Consider the following 17,187-nt stretch of genomic DNA (forward strand, 5'->3'; position numbering starts at 1 on the left):
GCAGTATGAAGCAAAGCCCTCCAACGCCTGAAGCAGTTCGAGTTGGGTGGAATGGTCAATATGATAAACGAAACAATATATTGTACTAATGGTTACCTTTAATCCTTACAAGTCATCTGAACTCAGTTCAACCTGCGTCACCTCACATTCCAGCCATCCCTGATGAAGCAAGACCTCAATAGCCTCCCCAATCTGAACCTGCGCAGGGCTGGTAATGACCTTGCGACGACCAGTCCCTTTCCGGGCCACAGCATAGCCACGGGCCAGGGTAGATAAAGGGCTGACCGCTTCCAAAATCCCTGCGGCCTGGATAAGTTCTTGCTCCTTATCGTTAATGAGCCGGGTACCGATCCGATGGAGCCGCCGTTGCATCTCCTTAATCCGCTGCTGATAGAGATTGAGCACCAGCAAAGGATTATTACGTTTAAGTCGATTCTCTGCCCGATCCAGCCGGGCCTGGCAAGCAGCCAACTTGGCCTGCATAGCATGCTCCATATTTTCCGTCATATGATCCATGCGAAGCAGCAGGGTATCCACAGGCTGGGCCGCTCCACTGAGCTTTTGCCGGTACAGCCGTATCCGCTCTTGATGGCGATTCAATCTTTCCTGCATAGTTCGTTGCATCCTGTGCGATAAATCTGCAACATGTTCCCGCAGGGCCTGACCATCAGGCAAGAGCATCTCAGCCGCCCCAGAGGGCGTAGGAGCACGAAGATCGGCCACCAGGTCAGCAATGGTGAAATCAATTTCATGGCCTACAGCACTGACCACCGGGATGGTTGACCTGTAGATCTCCCAGGCCAACTCCTCATTATTAAAGGCCTGCAAATCCTCAGCAGAGCCACCGCCCCGGCACAGAATAATCGCATCTGCTGCCAATCGGCCAGCTTTCTGCTCAAGATTAATCTCCGACACAGCCAGACACAGCTCTTTTGCTGCCTGCTCGCCCTGCACCGCTGCCGGATAGACTGAAATCCGCACCTGGGGGTATCTCTTTTGAGCAATGCGAATGAAATCATGGACTGCAGCCCCGGAAGGTGAGGTCACCAGAACCAGATGCTCGGGCAAAGGCGGGATCGGTTTTTTCAGTTCCTGATCAAAGAGACCTTCTGCATCCAGCCGTTTTTTCAGCTGCTCAAAGGCCAGCTGCAAGGCCCCTTCCCCGTGGTAATCCAGGCTATCAATGATGAGCTGGTAATCACCCCTGGGTTCATATACCGAAACCCTGCCCAGGCAAACCACCATATCGCCGTCCTTGGGCTGCTGAGAAAGATAGCGCTGCTGCATCTTAAAGAGCACAGCCTTGATCTGAGCCTGGTCGTCCTTGAGGGTAAAGTACATATGACCAGAGGCTGGTCGCCGGAGGCCGGAGATCTCACCAGCAACACTGATAAAGGAAAAACGGCCCTCCAGCATGGATTTGATGGAACGGGTCAGTTCAGAGACGCTGAAGATTTTTTGTTGATTCAACACCAAATCACCTCCACAGAACGCCCAGTGGAGGTCGTGCAGGTCTCTTGACCAATCCGTTCCTCCCAGCTTTTATCGCGCTGCTCAGGGCGACGGTCAAAGATGACCAAGTGGCAGGTATGGGGCGAGGTCTGATCAGCATAGCGCTCAACCTGGACCAGCCCCTGATCACGGGTGGCCTCTTTGCCCATGCGGGGATGAACCAGCTTGACCTCTATCAGGTTAATACCACCGTTAAAGCGGATCAGCAGATCCATCCGGCCCCGGCCGGCCGCGTATTCCCGATCCACTGAGCCGCCGCCGTTGATAATACGCTGGAAAAAGGCCATGAGCAGGAGATGGGGAAAGGCCTCGGTATAATCCGCCTTTTCCTCCCAGATTTCGGAGTTCCAGGCCCAAAAGCGCTGAAACTCCTCCATGAGCGCATCCATATCCAGGGTGCCGTCATCCCGCTGCCAGGCAAATTCCGGGGCCGGGATATTGTCCTGATAGTTCTGGCTGAGGTAACGGGCAATAACCTCACGATAGATGGCATTGGCAATAACCAGGGAGCCTTGCCAGGCAATCAGCCCCAGGTCCAGACAGAACTCCACGTCGCGGTCAGAACGTCCCAGAGTCGGATCAGCATGGCCGGTGATCATGGGCTGGATTACCCGACGTACCCGCTCTTCTTTAAGACGTTCAGCCAGGGAATCAATATGGGTAGCCCGCGAGGCGATAAGCCGCTCCCGTGCCTGATCCACATGTTCCGACTGCACAGCTGTCTGTGCGTCGGAAATAATCCGATAGACGATCTGCTCACAGAGGGCATTGACCAGCCAAGGCTGACCAGAAGAACAGGCCCAGATCCGGTCCAGGGCCTCCGGGGTGAACTCCTGTCCGGTTGCCTGCGTATGCTGGGATGTCAGGACGGCAAGATCGTCCAGGCTGAAATTACCCAAGGTAGCAGAATCATGTTTTATGTTAAACGGACTCCCCGGATTAAGAACCTGACCGTCCTTGCTGGTGACCAGATAATCCCGCAGGTCGCGCATACCCACAAGGGCTATTGAGACAGGAAATTCACCGACTCCGCGCTGGGCAAAGCCGCCGCGCAGCTGACGGAGGAAACTGACCATAGCTGACCCGGAAACCACATCAACCTCGTCGAACAGGACAACTAATTTTCTGGGAGCGACCTGTTCTGCCCAGCGGCTCAAGATAACAGACAGATAACTGCCTGGGGAGGCCTGCTGGGGGTACTCAGGAACAGGCAGACCAAAGGTTTTGGCTGATTTCTGGATAGCATCCACCATCAGCGGCATAGCCTGATCTCTTTCCGTAATCTCCTGGCAGCGCTCCAGACTGACATAGCAGGCCACGGCCTCGGTTCCGGCGTTGATCTCGTGCATCCAGGATTGGAGAAAGGTGGTCTTGCCGGTCTGGCGGGGCGCATGCAGAACCCAGTAGAGTTCATCCCGGATATAGCGGTCCAGACTGGCACCGATCAGGCGGTCCTTGGGTGGCAGCATGTAATGCAGGCGAGGGAAGCAGGGGCCGGTGGTGTTGAAGTATTTTGGCATAATAGGTGTTAGGAATGAATTCATTACATACCCAGGGTGATACCCTGGGCTGGGTATAGTAGCCCCGTTGGGGCATGGTATTGCCGAATTACGGTAGAGTTCATCCCCTTGTCTCTCCGTTTCAATGATTCAGCAAAAGGGCAAACCAAGGGAGCAGGCCTGCGATGCGGCTGCGCAGGGTGGGAAAACAACAAAGGAGTGCTCCTTGATGATCTTTCCATGCTTCTGAACGGTTTTTCTCTGCTCCTCGGTCATTTTTCCGCGCTCCTGAACGATTTTTCACCGCTCCTTTGTCATTTTTCCGTGCTTCTGTATGATTTTGCCGGACTGATTTGCCGTTTTGCACCGCTCCTTTGTGGTTTTGTTCCCCTGTTCCATCTTTTTTCCAGTCTGTTTCATAGGAAGAACAAAGGCCGCATTGTCTTTGCTGTGCTGAAGGTATCGCTTGCCTGCTTGATATACAGCTTTGTTGGGGGCTTTTCTGCTCAGCGATAAATCACTGGGCTATGATCGGATGTCCTGCTGGGACAAGAATCCCGGAGGGACGGCAGAAAGGATCCCGCTGTTTTAACGGCGGGCACTCAATACTCAATACCCGCTTGTTTCAATAGTTTTTCAAGCCTGGCTTTTTCCGCTTCTGCCTTTTCTTTTCCCTCTTCTGCTTTCCTTTTTTCCACTTTCGCTTTCTCTTTTTCCGCCCTTTCGTACGCTATGAGCCGCTCCTGGGTCGCTAATTCTTCCAAGATTTCATCCTCCATATTCATATCTTCACAAAGCTCTTTGCTGGCGGAAGCCTTGTGCAGTCGTCTGATAATAACCTTGAATTCATCTGGAAACGAGGATTCCAGGACATCAAGAAAATGTTTACTCTCTTTACTGGCATTGCTCTGATCAAAGATACTCAACAGTGTTTCCAGTTTATTGCGATGTTTTCTCCGCAACCTCGGCACCTGGATAATATAACTGTCATGGGTGAGACTTTCTATGAATTCCTCTTTTCGGATCAGTTTCTCCTTGGTGGCATGGTCATAATAATCTCTTTTCACATGGATAACCGGGCTGTCATTATACTCCAGGTTGTGTCCGAGAATATAAATGCTTATAATGGGCAGTGCCTTCTTCTTTCCGGTTTTTTCATCCAGGTGGATATTGGACTCTTCCAGATACTGTTTCCCCAGATACTTCCGAAAACGGGTTATATCCGTGGGGAATTTGGCCTTTTGCAACTCAATGAGAACCAGCCTGCTGCCCGTCCGGTTCCCGTATCTTTGCTGCGAAATCAATCCGCAATACTGTCAGGCCGCCGTCAGGAAGTTTTCTGTTCAACTCTGTAAAGGCGAAATCAAGGGATTCTATTTCCTGTTCAATAATGTTGGATATGACCAGCTTGGCAACCCGCATATCCTGCATCAGGTATTTGAACACGACATCGTAGAGGGGATTTGCGACTTTCATTGTTTTATTGCTCAGAATTGCCTGAAAAGGTTATATGTTAAGTTAAAAGGTGGAGGATTACTCAGGGCGTTCCCCTGCGCTGATATATACAGTCCTGTCAGGACAGGGGTGTTGATTCTTCACCAAAAAGAAAACGTTGCAGCTCTGTATCAATTTCCTGCATAAGATTTTTGTTAAGCGTACCGATATATTTAACAAATCGTCGTTTGTCAAAGGAGCTGACCTGACTCGTTTTCAGCAATGAATCTTTCATGAGGCGATTTTTTGCATCTTTCGGAACCAGAATATCAAGGACTTTGAGCTTGCCTAACTGAGAGGAGAGAGGAATGACAGTCAACAGGCTTGTTTTGTGAATATAGCGGTTCTGTTGAATAATAAGACCGGGGCGAATTTTTTTGTACTCATGTCCAAAACTCGGCTCGAAGTTGACCAACCAGAGTTGTCCGCGCTGAAATGCTTTCATACGTCCTCATCCAATGATAAATAGTAATCAAGCTCGTTCTGCGATAAAAATTCGTCACCGGTATCCTGAATTGCGGCCTGTTCAAGCTCTTGGTCCGAGGCTTGGCGTTCCGTTTCCTCGAAAACCACAAGCACTTTAAACTGCACATTTTTCTTGCGGGCGAATTCTTTCGGGCAGGACAGGTGACCGTCAGGCAGGAGGTGACTGTCAAAAACAAGTGTTTTCATAGGTTCTTCCATTATTTTTTTCGAATATAACGGTTTGATACTAAATAATATACTACTCAGTAGGATGCGCCCCCGCATCAAAAAAACCGGCTTGCCTTGGTAACCTTAAAACTCAATACCTGCTTGTTTCAATAGTTTTTCAAGCCTGACTTTTTCCGCTTCAACTCTCTCTTTTTCCGCTTCTGCTTTTTCTTTTCCCTCTTCTGCTTCCCTTTTTTCCACTTTCGCTTTCTCTTTTTCCGCCCTTTCGTACGCTATGAGCCGCTCCTGAGTTGCTAATTCTTCCAAGATCTCATCCTCCATATTCATATCTTCACAAAGCTCTTTGCTGGCGGAAGCCTTGTGCAGTCGTCTGATAATAACCTTGAATTCATCTGGAAACGAGGATTCCAGGACATCAAGAAAATGTTTACTCTCTTTACTGGCATTGCTCTGATCAAAGATACTCAACAGTGTTTCCAGTTTATTGCGATGTTTTCTCCGCAACCTCGGCACCTGGATAATATAACTGTCATGGGTGAGACTTTCTATGAATTCCTCTTTTCGGATCAGTTTCTCCTTGGTGGCATGGTCATAATAATCTCTTTTCACATGGATAACCGGGCTGTCATTATACTCCAGGTTGTGTCCGAGAATATAAATGCTTATAATGGGCAGTGCCTTCTTCTTTCCGGTTTTTTCATCCAGGTGGATATTGGACTCTTCCAGATACTGTTTCCCCAGATACTTCCGAAAACGGGTTATATCCGTGGGGAATTTGGCCTTTTGCAACTCAATGAGAACCAGCCTGCTGCCCGTCCGGTTCCCGTATCTTTGCTGCGAAATCAATCCGCAATACTGTCAGGCCGCCGTCAGGAAGTTTTCTGTTCAACTCTGTAAAGGCGAAATCAAGGGATTCTATTTCCTGTTCAATAATGTTGGATATGACCAGCTTGGCAACCCGCATATCCTGCATCAGGTATTTGAACACGACATCGTAGAGGGGATTTGCGACTTTCATTGTTTTTTTTTTATTCCTCGGCTCTAAAGGAGATAAAGATCCTTCTCAATCATTAACAATTTCTATCAATAACTGTACAAAAAAGGACAACATTCCGCAAGCTCGTTACCAAAAGCCTTCCCCCCTCCCCTTTTTCCAATTTTCACTTTGTCCAAAGCGTCCCAGGCGATAATATAGAGAACATGATCCTAACTTCAAGGTTCTTTCATTAGCATAATCAATACAGTCTTGACTTTTCACAATCAATCATTACGATATATTACTTGAATAAATACCTGACCAAGGGCAGCACAAAATATGCAGGGGCAGCCCTGCGTGTCTGCCCGGCACAACAGGGCGAACACAGAGATTCGGCCCCTTACAGCAACCATGCACAACCATCCCGGAAAGGAGATACAATATGAACCCATCCATTGAAACACCGCCGGTTCCTCCGGCCACAGCAGAACCAACCAACACTCCTGATCCTGCACCGGAACAATCTGTCCAGGAAATCAACAAGGCTGTTCAGAACAGTTCTGCCTGGGTGGGCCTGATCCAACGGGAGGTTGGGAAGAATATTATTGGTCAGGAACGGCTGGTGGAACGCCTGCTCATCGGCCTGCTCTCTGGTGGTCATATCCTGCTGGAAGGTCTGCCAGGGCTGGCCAAAACCCTGGCGGTCAAAACCCTGGCTGCGGCAGTATCCACAGATTTTCGCCGGATTCAATTCACCCCGGATATGCTGCCTGCGGACATCATGGGCACTGAGATCTATAACCCGCAAAACACCTCCTTTGAGGTCAAGCAGGGGCCGATCTTTTCTTCCATTATTCTGGCGGATGAGATCAACCGTGCTCCATCCAAGGTCCAGTCAGCCATGCTGGAGGCCATGCAGGAGCAGCAGATCACCATTGGTGAAACCACCTTTGCCCTGCCTGAGCTTTTTCTGGTTTTAGCAACCCAGAACCCCATTGAACAGGAAGGCACCTATCCCCTGCCCGAGGCCCAGGTGGATCGTTTCATGCTCAAGGTGGTGGTGGACTACCCTACCCGTGAGCAGGAACGCCAGATCCTGGACATGGTGGAGCATACCGATTCCAAGCTCTCTGTCCAGCCCCTCATCTCCCCGAAAGATATCCTGGGAGCCCGCAAGGTGGTGGATACTATTTATCTTGATGATCGCATCAAGGAGTATATTGTGGATCTGGTCTTTGCCACTCGTGATGCAGGAAGCATCAGCCCGGAACTGAAAGACTATATTGAGACCGGGGCCTCGCCCAGGGCCACCATCAATCTCAAGGCTGCCGCCCGTGCTCTGGCCTATCTCAACGGACGCGGTTATGTAATCCCGGATGATATCAAGAACTGCGCTCCGGATGTGATGCGCCATCGCCTGCGCATCAGCTATGAGGCTGAGGCTGAAGGGGTGACCAGCGAGGAGATTATTCAACGCCTGCTGGATACCGTCCCTGTTCCGTAATCCCAAGCTGGCAAGTCACTAAAAAAGTGGCTATCCATCCCTAGAGGGGTGTTTTTCTAGAGCGGGATACCATTGTATTAAAGAGGATCAGTAATTGAGCACCAAAGACACATCCAGCCTTGGCCCTGACGGCATGCCGCTTTTGGATGAATCAGAAATCCGTCAAGGCAAAATATTCGGGTGGCGAAATTTTCTGGGAGGTTTCTTTACCCCTTTAGCACTAGGATTACCTATAGCTTTTCTGATTTTCTCGCTGGGAGATACGGCATACTACCGCCAAAACATTTCAGCTATGTTTCCAGTCAGTGGACAATGGGTACTGCTCACAGCTTTTGTGTTCTCCCGCTTATCTGCCTTTCTCAATCTGTTTCCCCTATTAGAAAAGGAAAAGGTTATGCATCCTGATTCTGGCAATCTGCGTGCGAATATGAAAATATTTAAAGTGCTGGGCAATGGGACTTCCGGTGCTGTTGTCATGAATATGGAAGGACAAACTGGACGATATAACAGAGCAAACCGCAGCATGGAAAACTTTGTGGAAAATGCTGCGCCGATAGGTGTTAATGCTGTACTGGTGTCTTTATGTTTTCCTCTCCCTGCATTCATTCTTATCTGTATCTACGCACTCGCCCGTGTTGCTCACCAGGTGCTGTATATCAATGTCGGATACGGTTCGTTAGGGTATGGAACCGCCTTTTTACTGGGAACTACTATTACCGGTGTGTTTGAAGGCCTGCTGTTATTTGCCGCCTTCTCTACCTGATAACCTGCTACTGTCTTGATACAATAAAACCGCCCTTTGCAGTGGTGAAAAACTGAACAGCTTTATATGTTACAACAGGATAGTTTGTATTATTTCGCCTACGGTTCAAACATGAGCACCGAGGTTTTTATCGGCAGAAGAAAAATGAACCCGATTCAGAAATACAACGTTATACTGAGAGATTACGAACTTGTCTTTGACCAGCAAGGGATCCAATATATAGAACCTTGTTTTGCCTCATTAAGGAAAAAAACTGGTGCCCGGGTTTATGGGGTACTGTACGAACTGACACCGCAGGATGCAGAACAGCTGCACAAAACAGAAAATGCTGGATATGATATTGAAGAATTTGAGGTGCCTGTTGACGGACTCGGAATGAAAACCTGTTTCACCTATATCAGTCGTCACTCATGTCCAGGAAGAAACCCCTCACAGCGGTATATGAATAAGCTTATCAAGGGAGCCACAGAACATTCGCTGCCAGAAACCTACATAGCAGAACTCCGGGCTGTTAAAACATTTCACCTTCCTGTGGTTTCAAATTTTATCGACATTATAGTTCGGCTATTGATGCTGTACCTCTCAAAAGGTTATGATCTGAAGATTCCTTTTCTGAAAAGCGGTGCTGGAAAGACAGCCAAGAGTCCAAATAAGATGACTAATCCATAATCAATGTTCTTCCAGGGCATCTATAACCCAATCATCTTGCTCGACAGCAAAAAAATACTCAAGTAGCAGCCAAGATACATGGAAAAAGCAATAACCAAAGAGATCCTGAAAAAAGTCCGCCGGGTTGAAGTGCGGACCCGCCGCATGGTGGACGACACCCTGGCCGGGAGCTACCACTCGGTCTTTAAAGGCCAGGGCATGAACTTTGATGAGGTCCGTGAATACGTGCCTGGTGATGAAATCCGCACCATTGACTGGAACGTGACCGCCCGCACCGGAGTGCCCCATGTAAAGAAATTCACTGAGGAACGGGAGCTGACTATCATGCTGATGATTGATATCAGCGGCTCTGGTGGATTCGGCTCAAACGAGCAATCCAAGCGGGAGATGATGGCTGAACTAGGCTCGGTCCTGGCCTTTTCTGCGGTGCGCAATAACGACAAAGTAGGCCTGATCCTGTTCTCCGATTTTGTTGAACTTTTTATACCGCCGGATAAAGGACGCAAGCATATCCTCCGGGTCATCCGGGAAATCCTCTTTTTTCAGCCCAAAAATAAAGGTACGAACATCCCCGAAGCCTTGAACTTTGTTAATCGGGTGGCTAAACGAAAATGCGTGACCTTTCTCCTCTCCGACTTTTGCCTGCCTGGCGATTATGATGATTCCCTGGCTGCACTGCGGCCCAAGCTGGTTGTTACCGGACGTCGCCATGACCTGATCACGGTCTCAGTCACTGATCCACGGGAACAGGAGCTGCCTGATGTGGGTCATATCACCCTGGAAGATGCAGAAACCGGAGAGCAGCTGGTACTCAATACCACAGACCCTCAAGTTCGACAGGCCTATGCAGCTATGGCTGCTGATCGGAACGAACGCTTTGCCCATACCGTGCGCAGTGCAGGCCTTGACTTGCTCCAGCTTGCCACGGATCAGCCTTATATTGGCCCGCTGATGGGATTTTTCAAGGTACGGGAAAGGAGGAAGGGGCGATGAAAAATTCGCGTTCAAATTTCTATCCACATACCGTAGGGGCAGGCCCCTGTGCCTGCCCTCTTATATCCTTCAATTCCGGGCGAACACGGGGATTCGCCCCTACAGCATTGCTGCTCATTCTTCTCGTTATAGTAATGCTCCCTGCTGCTGTTTCTGCGGACCAGGTCACGGCTCCTCTTGCCGACCCTGCTCAGAAATCTGTACAGGGCAACACGGCAACTCCACAGAATACTGTCCCGGAACCAGCTCTTACTAAAAATCAGCTCTACGACATTAGGGAACCCATCCCGATCCCGGACAGCAACCGTTTTCTCTGGTGGATTGCTGCTGTCCTGATCGGACTCCTGTTGCTTGGGCTGCTTTTTTATTTTCTCAAAAAACGAACCCGAAAACAGCGAGCTGTTCTGGCCCACGAAACCGCCCTGAGCGAACTGGACCGGGCTGGCCCCTTGATTGAAGCGCAAGATATCAACGCCTTTATCACCCTGATTGACCAGACCTTACGCCGCTATATAGAAGAACGTTTTCATATCTTTGCCCGCAGACAGACTACCAGGGAATTTATCCATGGACTCACTGAAGACCAGGGAAATATGCCGAAAAATTTGATGGAAAATACTCCGAACCTGACTACCTGGCTCCGGCATTGTGATCTGGTAAAATTTGCCAAGGCTGGCCTGAACCAGGAAACCATGAACGAAATGGTAACCAACCTGCGTACCTTTATTGAATCAACCAAGATGGAGGCTAAGAAAAAATAATGGACAGCCTGCGTTTTGTACACCCTGAGCTGCTCTGGCTCTTGCTCATCCTCCCGGTTCTGGCCTTTTTACGTGGTCGGCGGGGATCTGCTCCGGCCCTGGTTTTCTCCTCTATCTCTGTGGCCAAGGAAATTGCTGGTAACCGCAAGGTTAATCCGGGCAGGATACTTGCATGGCTTCGCCTGGCTGCCCTTGGCTTGCTGATAGTGGCTATGGCCCGACCTCAATGGGGCAATACCAAGACCGAAGTAGAAGCCTCTGGTATCGATATCCTGCTGGCCGTGGATGTGTCTGGCTCTATGCAGGCCATGGATTTCAAACTCAAAGGCAGGAATGTGGACCGCCTGACCGTGGTCAAGGCAGTGGTGAAAAAATTCATTGAAGAGCGGCCCAATGATCGTATCGGCTTAGTTGCCTTTGCAGGTCGCCCCTACATGGTCTGCCCCCTGACCCTGGACCATGACTGGCTCCAGCTCCGCCTGGATTCTCTGCAAACAGGGATGATCGAAGACGGCACAGCCATTGGTTCTGCCATTGTGGCCGGTGTGAACCGGCTCCGGGATCAGGAGGCAAAGTCCCGGATCGTCATCCTGCTCACTGATGGGGTCAATAATTCCGGCAAGGCTGCGCCGCTGACTGCTGCTGAGGCTGCTGAGACCATGAAGATTAAGGTCTACACCATTGGAGCGGGCAAACGCGGAGTAGCTCCCATGCCAGTGAAAGATCAGTTTGGGCGCAAGCGGATGATCCGGGCCCAGGTAGATATTGATGAAAAAACACTGGGTGAAATTGCTGAGATGACCGGGGCGCGATATTTTCGGGCAACGGATACAGAGTCACTGGAAAAGATCTACGAGGAGATCAATGCGATGGAGGCCACCACCCGGAAGATCAAGCATTTTGATCGCTACCGGGAGCTGTTTTCCTGGTTAGTCTTTGCTGCCTTGATCCTGCTGGGCGTGGAGTTGTTTGTTTCTCGGAGACGGTTGCCGTAGTACCGAATAATACAACACTATGAGTCCGAGATTTTCTCAAACACCCTTTATCCGGGAAATCATTCAAGAAATGAAAATAAAAATAGCTGTCTACAACATTGACAAGGAGGAGATTGAAGAATGGATAAACTAGCTTTCTCTGTGGGATGTATGATAATCAGCGTATTCATGGTTGCACCCTGCATATTGATATTAAGCAAGGAAAGGTCTGGATTCAACATAACAGCACTGAAGATGATATTGCTGCGGAATTGGTCAGTTTAGGAATTCCAAAACATGATATTGTCCTTGCCTTCCATGCTCCATCAAGGCGACGCTATACTGAGTATGCTATAAATTAAGCAGGGAGGCGGCTCACTTGACGTCGTTTCCCCCAAACAACCTCCCCCGCCAAGCCTTTTTACCCGCAGGGTAGGAAAACTCCAACCGATCCCGAAAAACCCCGACCCGCAAACCACGACCAAGATGGAGTTCACTGTTGGTTCTGCCGCTCTCCGCAGCTTTGATCACCAAGAGGATATGGTCATACCCGGCCCTGCCTCCTATCCTCCAAAGCAGCCGCTCAACCACCCGGCGCTGCAAGGCAGGATGCAGGGTGCAAAACGGAGCCCGGAGAAGCTGCATTTTCGGAGAGTTCGGAGACTGACTTGGCTTTTCCGGTGGGGATAACTCGTTGATTGTCTCCTGCTCCGCCTCTGCGGTTAAGGCCGCCAGTAGGTCTTCATCTACCGCCAAACTATCTGCTGTCTTGCGCAGGGATTTCTTAACCCCCTGCTCAAAATGCTCTTCCAAAAAAGGCAGGAGTTGATGACGAATCCGATTTCTCAGAAAACGCACATCGTCGTTGGAAGAGTCAAAACAAAAAGCGATGTTTTGCTCAGTCAACCAAGCCAGTAACTCCTTTTTCTCAATATTGAGTAAAGGCCGGATCAGATCCCTGCTCCGCATCCGCATCCCGGAGACTCCTTCCCGACCGCTTCCCCGCAGAAGGCGCAACAGCACCTCCTCTGCCTGATCATCTGCTGTATGGGCCACAGCAATAGAGTCTGCCCCAAGCTCACGAGCAGTGCCTCGTAACGCAGCATAACGGAGGTCACGGGCCGCATGTTCAAGAGATATCCCCTGCTCGCTCGCGTAAGACGCAGCATCCACCCGGTGCCTGACGCAGTTGATCCGCATTTTTTCCGTCGCTGCAAGAACCGTCTGTTCTTCTGTCGGAGTCTCTTGCGGGCGCAGGCCGTGATCCACCCAAACCGCTATAGGATCAAGGGCGAGCTGGACACGAACTTCTGCCAAAAGATGGAGCAAGGCCATGGAGTCTGGTCCGCCGGAAACAGCTACAACAATCCTGCTTTTCTGAGTAACATGGCAGGATTGAGTTAATTCCCGAAAAAAAATACACGGCAGAGTTTTTTTTTTACGCATAAAAAGAGGTAGGGATAGGGATACGTTCAGAAAATGGTATCCCTCCTCAGAAGAGGAGGGCGTGTGTGATGGGGAAAAACAAACAGTTCTCAGACGATTTCCTTGTTCATCCCGTATGACTTGTCGTAATTTTCGCTTTTATAAAAATCGCATTTCATGCAGGAAAGAAGCTTCATAACAAACTCCCCCTGCACCTTTCCCCCGCATAAGGTACCTGCAACCCGGGCACATCTTTTACCATTATCAGGATATGCAGGACAAATGCCCTTTTTCTCTGCATGGACTCCACCTTTTTCTCGCCCACATAGCTTATACTCCCAACAGTTCATAATCATCCTTATCCTTCTCACCTTAAACTGTGGCGATGTGCTGTTTTTCTTCTGAACCTCACGTCATCTTATTTCTCTTTCTTGTATCCTGCGCAAGAGAAGAAAAATAATCATACCGAAAAATACAATTTTTTCCATGCTAAATTTATGCCATTCAACAAATAAGCACATATACATCATCCTAGCAGCTATAAATAATACTTTTTCCTACAAGCACTCAATTCACATTGTTCTGACAAGCTGAGTATTTTCTGCTTTCATCAAGGTGGACCACGATCATTTTTTACTCACCAGTTTTTCTTACTGTCCCCCTTTTATTGATCTTGCCTTGCCTGCTTTCATACAGTACATTTCTTTCATGGACCCACTACTTTTCATCGAAAATCTTTCGCTGACCTTCTGTTCTGACCAGGAAATCGGCGGTAACAGCCAAATCCTCTTTGACATTAATCTGACCATAGAGCAAGGAAAAACCCATGCCTTGGTTGGAGAATCCGGCTCTGGGAAATCTGTCACTGCCATGTCGATTTTGCGCTTACTGGAAGACGTGTCCACGGTGCAGACCAAGGGAAGAATCCTGTTTAAGGATCAAGACCTACTACAATTGAGCAGAAAGGAGATCCGAGCGGTGCGAGGCAATGATATTGCCATGATCTTTCAGGAACCCATGACCTCGCTCAACCCGGTCTATCCCATTGGCAAACAGCTCACCGAGCCTCTGATCCGGCACCGCAAGCTCTCCAAAGAAGAAGCAGAGCATGAGGCTATAAGCCTTCTGGAACGAACCGGCATCCCGGATCCGGCGCATCGGTTGCGCTCCTATCCCCATCAACTCTCTGGGGGCCAACGCCAGCGGGTCATGATTGCCATGGCCTTGGCCTGCCGCCCTGCCCTGCTCATTGCAGACGAGCCCACCACAGCCTTGGATGTAACCATTCAGGCCCAGATCATTGACCTGATCAAAGCTCTCCAACAAGAATTTAACATGGCAGTGCTCCTGATCACCCATGATCTGCCCTTGGTCCGTAAGGCAGCAGATACGGTTTCCATCATGAATAAGGGGCGAATCGTGGAGCAAAACCGTACAGAGATCTTGTTCAAAAATCCCCAGCAGGACTACACCAAAAAACTACTCAATGCCATCCCCCGATTCCATCACCAGCCAGCTGCTCAGGGAAGGCCGCTCGTCCAACTCCAGGATATTAATTGTGAGTTCGTGGTCAAGAGATCCTGGGAAGGCTTTTTTTCGGAAAAACGGTTCAAAAGAAAAAAGACCGTGGTCAGGGCAGTGGATAAGGTCGATTTGACAGTTCGGCAGGGAACAACCTTGGGAATTATCGGGGAATCAGGCTCTGGCAAGAGCACCTTGGCCTTTTGCCTGCTCAAGCTCCAGGCATTTAAAGGATCGGTCCAGTATTTTACAGAAGGTGAAGAAGAGCAAGGTGTGATACTCTCTGACCTCAACAGTCGTCAGATGCGCCCGCTACGCAAGCAGATGCAGATCGTTTTTCAGGATCCTTTTTCCTCACTTTCGCCCCGAATGACCATTGAACAGATCATTGCTGAAGGACTCAAGGTACATGAACCAGGGTACAACAAGGAGAAGCGTAGCCTGTTAGTGCGTCAGGCCCTTAAAGAGGTGGAACTTGATCCAGACATGATCAATCGCTTTCCCCATGAATTTTCCGGTGGTCAACGCCAGCGTATCGCTATTGCCCGGGCCATTATCCTCAAACCAGAGCTACTCATCCTTGATGAACCCACCTCGGCTCTGGACACCACCATTCAGGCCCAGATTATCGCCTTGCTGAAACGCCTCCAGAAAAGCCACGGCATGACCTATATCTTCATCACCCATGATCTGCGAGTGCTCCGCTCATTGGCAGATGAATTGGTGGTGATGCGCAACGGAAAAATCATTGAGAAGGGCATGGCCGATCATATTTTCAATCAGCCAAAGCAACCTTACACCAAGGAATTGCTCAAGGCAGCATTTTATGTGGAGCAGTAACGTACTGTCGGGCGTATCTACACGTTAGGGGGGAACCAATTTTCTGTGCCCGGTATTGAAACACCGGGCTATTTTCGGCAGTCCCTCCGGGACGCTGTTTCCCAGTAATACGCCCCCAAGCTTTTCCTGGCGCACCAGAAGCATTCCATACCATTTTTCTCCTCAACGCTACTTTCCACTCCATCCTTCTCCTTCAAGGTGCTCATTTTAAAGGGCACGCTTAAATAGAACCTTGATTTTTTAAAGGCCACGTATATAATAATATAAACTTTGAGTTTCAACCCGTACTTTCTTTTGGAGAATGCCCTGAAAAGACTAATAGAAAATAAACTGCTGGACTGGAAAAATTCGACAAGAAGAAAACCACTCATCCTGAGAGGTGCGAGACAGATAGGTAAGACCTGGTCAATTAAAGAATTCGGCGACCGATATTATAAAAATACCGTAACTGTTGACTTTGAGAAAGAGAGAGATCTACATTCTTTTTTTGAAAAATCTCTTGATCCCTTGATGATAACACAGTCAATCGAAATCATAAAGAGAACAACGATAGAACCAGGAAGGACCCTTCTCTTTTTCGATGAAATTCAAAGCTGTCCAAGGGCAATAACCGCATTGAGATATTTTTATGAAGAAATGAAGGAAATCCATGTCATCGCTGCCGGGTCGCTTCTGGAATTCGCCCTTTCGGAAATCTCTTTTCCGGTGGGGCGGGTCCAATTCCTTAATATGTATCCGATGACCTTTACGGAATACCTCATGGCGACTGAAAATGAAACAGCTCTGGAAATTGTTGAATCAGAGCCCAAGGAGTTGCCCGAACAGATACATGATGCCTTGCTGAACGAACTCCGAACATATTTTCTTGTCGGCGGAATGCCGGAAAGTATCAAAGTTTTTCTTGAAAGCAGCAGCATGACGAACTCCTTTGATGTACATAAGGAACTTATCTCCACCTTTCAGGATGATTTTTCCAAATATGCCCCCTATGCGGACAAACACTGCCTGAACGATGTATTTAAAAACGTGGCTCGGACCATCGGCAGTCAGATAAAATATACGCATCTTTCTGATTCATTTTCTTCTCCGACAATCAAAAAGGCCTTTGAAACCCTGCTCAATGCCAAAATCATCAGGAAAATACCTTCGGTGAGCAACATCGACCCTCCCTTTCAATTAAACATTTCACTGAAAAAATTCAAAGCCTTGCTCCTGGATATCGGATTATGGCAGCAATTGACCGGAATGTCGAATTATCTGGAACTGGTTCAGGCTGATCTCTCCAATATATACAGAGGCGCGTTGGCAGAACAGTTTGTCGGACAAGAGCTGGTCTGCGCAAATGATGGGGAGGTTTGCTACTGGGCACGAGACAAAAGAGGCAGCAACGCGGAAGTGGACTATCTTGTCACTGTCGATGGGGAACCGTATCCCATAGAAATAAAAAGCGGAAAGGCTGGTTCGTTAAAAAGTATCTGATAATTTCCTATCTGACATATCCCTCTGGTACCACTTAAATAGCTGGAACACCTGGATGAAAATGCTCTTCTATTAACTCCCTTAAGTCCTTTTCTCTCCTTATTTTACGCATAATCTGAACAA

The 17,187-nt window shown here is 48.9% G+C and carries 20 protein-coding genes; 10 read left to right on the plus strand and 10 right to left on the minus strand.

Annotation, left to right across the window (positions count from 1 at the left end; all coding sequences use genetic code 11):
- Positions 1-105: 105 nt before the first annotated feature.
- Both xseA and L2082_RS04940 read right to left on the minus strand, forming a co-directional pair.
- Entirely contained in the window at positions 106-1,470 is a 1,365-nt protein-coding gene (gene xseA, locus L2082_RS04935) for an exodeoxyribonuclease VII large subunit (protein ID WP_446009540.1), read from the minus strand.
- Positions 1,467-3,032 (minus strand): ATP-binding protein, encoded by a 1,566-nt coding sequence (locus L2082_RS04940; protein WP_446011495.1) that lies wholly within the window; start codon positions 3,030-3,032, stop codon positions 1,467-1,469. Before L2082_RS04940 ends, xseA begins: the two co-directional genes overlap by 4 nt.
- A gap of 108 nt (positions 3,033-3,140) precedes the next feature.
- On the opposite strand from L2082_RS04940, the gene L2082_RS04945 reads away from it, so the two are divergent.
- Entirely contained in the window at positions 3,141-3,527 is a 387-nt protein-coding gene (locus tag L2082_RS04945; RefSeq protein ID WP_446009538.1) for a hypothetical protein, read from the plus strand.
- Between the two features lie 86 nt (positions 3,528-3,613).
- Here L2082_RS04945 and L2082_RS04950 read toward each other — a convergent pair whose 3' ends face one another.
- The 6 genes from L2082_RS04950 to L2082_RS04975 all read right to left on the minus strand — a co-directional run bounded on the left by L2082_RS04950 (position 3,614) and on the right by L2082_RS04975 (position 6,177).
- Positions 3,614-4,258, minus strand: coding sequence for a hypothetical protein (locus L2082_RS04950; protein ID WP_446011496.1), 645 nt, complete (start codon positions 4,256-4,258; stop codon positions 3,614-3,616).
- A gap of 1 nt (position 4,259) precedes the next feature.
- Positions 4,260-4,487 carry a hypothetical protein gene (locus L2082_RS04955; RefSeq protein WP_446009365.1) on the minus strand — a complete coding sequence of 76 codons (228 nt, stop codon included), beginning with the start codon at positions 4,485-4,487 and terminating at the stop codon, positions 4,260-4,262.
- A gap of 97 nt (positions 4,488-4,584) precedes the next feature.
- A complete protein-coding gene (locus L2082_RS04960) occupies positions 4,585-4,950 on the minus strand; it encodes a type II toxin-antitoxin system PemK/MazF family toxin (RefSeq protein ID WP_446009368.1) in 366 nt (121 codons plus the stop codon).
- A complete protein-coding gene (locus L2082_RS04965) occupies positions 4,947-5,177 on the minus strand; it encodes a hypothetical protein (RefSeq protein ID WP_446009367.1) in 231 nt (76 codons plus the stop codon). The genes L2082_RS04960 and L2082_RS04965 overlap by 4 nt, the downstream gene beginning before the upstream one ends.
- Positions 5,178-5,282: 105 nt before the next feature.
- Complete coding sequence (locus tag L2082_RS04970; RefSeq protein WP_446009366.1) at positions 5,283-5,948, minus strand: hypothetical protein; 666 nt, start codon at positions 5,946-5,948, stop codon at positions 5,283-5,285.
- Between the two features lies 1 nt (position 5,949).
- Entirely contained in the window at positions 5,950-6,177 is a 228-nt protein-coding gene (locus L2082_RS04975; protein WP_446009365.1) for a hypothetical protein, read from the minus strand.
- Between the two features lie 400 nt (positions 6,178-6,577).
- Between L2082_RS04975 and L2082_RS04980 the strand changes: the two genes are divergently transcribed.
- From L2082_RS04980 to L2082_RS05010, 7 genes are all read left to right on the plus strand, one after another.
- Positions 6,578-7,639 (plus strand): AAA family ATPase, encoded by a 1,062-nt coding sequence (locus L2082_RS04980; RefSeq protein WP_446009364.1) that lies wholly within the window; start codon positions 6,578-6,580, stop codon positions 7,637-7,639.
- Positions 7,640-7,733: 94 nt separating this feature from the next.
- Positions 7,734-8,402: an MAPEG family protein gene (locus tag L2082_RS04985; protein ID WP_446009363.1), complete on the plus strand. Its 669-nt coding sequence runs from the start codon at positions 7,734-7,736 to the stop codon at positions 8,400-8,402.
- Positions 8,403-8,468: 66 nt separating this feature from the next.
- A complete protein-coding gene (locus tag L2082_RS04990) occupies positions 8,469-9,071 on the plus strand; it encodes a gamma-glutamylcyclotransferase family protein (RefSeq protein WP_446009362.1) in 603 nt (200 codons plus the stop codon).
- Positions 9,072-9,149: 78 nt separating this feature from the next.
- Positions 9,150-10,064 carry a DUF58 domain-containing protein gene (locus L2082_RS04995; RefSeq protein WP_446009361.1) on the plus strand — a complete coding sequence of 305 codons (915 nt, stop codon included), beginning with the start codon at positions 9,150-9,152 and terminating at the stop codon, positions 10,062-10,064.
- Entirely contained in the window at positions 10,061-10,825 is a 765-nt protein-coding gene (locus L2082_RS05000; protein ID WP_446009360.1) for a DUF4381 family protein, read from the plus strand. The genes L2082_RS04995 and L2082_RS05000 overlap by 4 nt, the downstream gene beginning before the upstream one ends.
- Complete coding sequence (locus L2082_RS05005; RefSeq protein WP_446009359.1) at positions 10,825-11,820, plus strand: VWA domain-containing protein; 996 nt, start codon at positions 10,825-10,827, stop codon at positions 11,818-11,820. Before L2082_RS05000 ends, L2082_RS05005 begins: the two co-directional genes overlap by 1 nt.
- A gap of 146 nt (positions 11,821-11,966) precedes the next feature.
- Positions 11,967-12,161, plus strand: coding sequence for an element excision factor XisI family protein (locus L2082_RS05010; RefSeq protein WP_446009358.1), 195 nt, complete (start codon positions 11,967-11,969; stop codon positions 12,159-12,161).
- A 13-nt stretch (positions 12,162-12,174) separates the two neighbouring features.
- On the opposite strand, the gene tilS is transcribed toward L2082_RS05010, so the two are convergent.
- Complete coding sequence (tilS, locus tag L2082_RS05015) at positions 12,175-13,245, minus strand: tRNA lysidine(34) synthetase TilS (protein WP_446009357.1); 1,071 nt, start codon at positions 13,243-13,245, stop codon at positions 12,175-12,177.
- Between the two features lie 89 nt (positions 13,246-13,334).
- Entirely contained in the window at positions 13,335-13,580 is a 246-nt protein-coding gene (locus L2082_RS05020; protein WP_446011497.1) for a two-CW domain-containing protein, read from the minus strand.
- Between the two features lie 352 nt (positions 13,581-13,932).
- Between L2082_RS05020 and L2082_RS05025 the strand changes: the two genes are divergently transcribed.
- Positions 13,933-15,585, plus strand: coding sequence for an ABC transporter ATP-binding protein (locus L2082_RS05025; RefSeq protein WP_446009355.1), 1,653 nt, complete (start codon positions 13,933-13,935; stop codon positions 15,583-15,585).
- 294 nt (positions 15,586-15,879) lie between these two features.
- On the plus strand, positions 15,880-17,064 hold the full coding sequence (locus tag L2082_RS05030) for an ATP-binding protein (RefSeq protein WP_446011498.1): 1,185 nt from the start codon (positions 15,880-15,882) through the stop codon (positions 17,062-17,064).
- Positions 17,065-17,187 lie beyond the last annotated feature (123 nt).

The sequence above is a fragment of the Candidatus Electrothrix sp. genome (assembly GCF_052785085.1).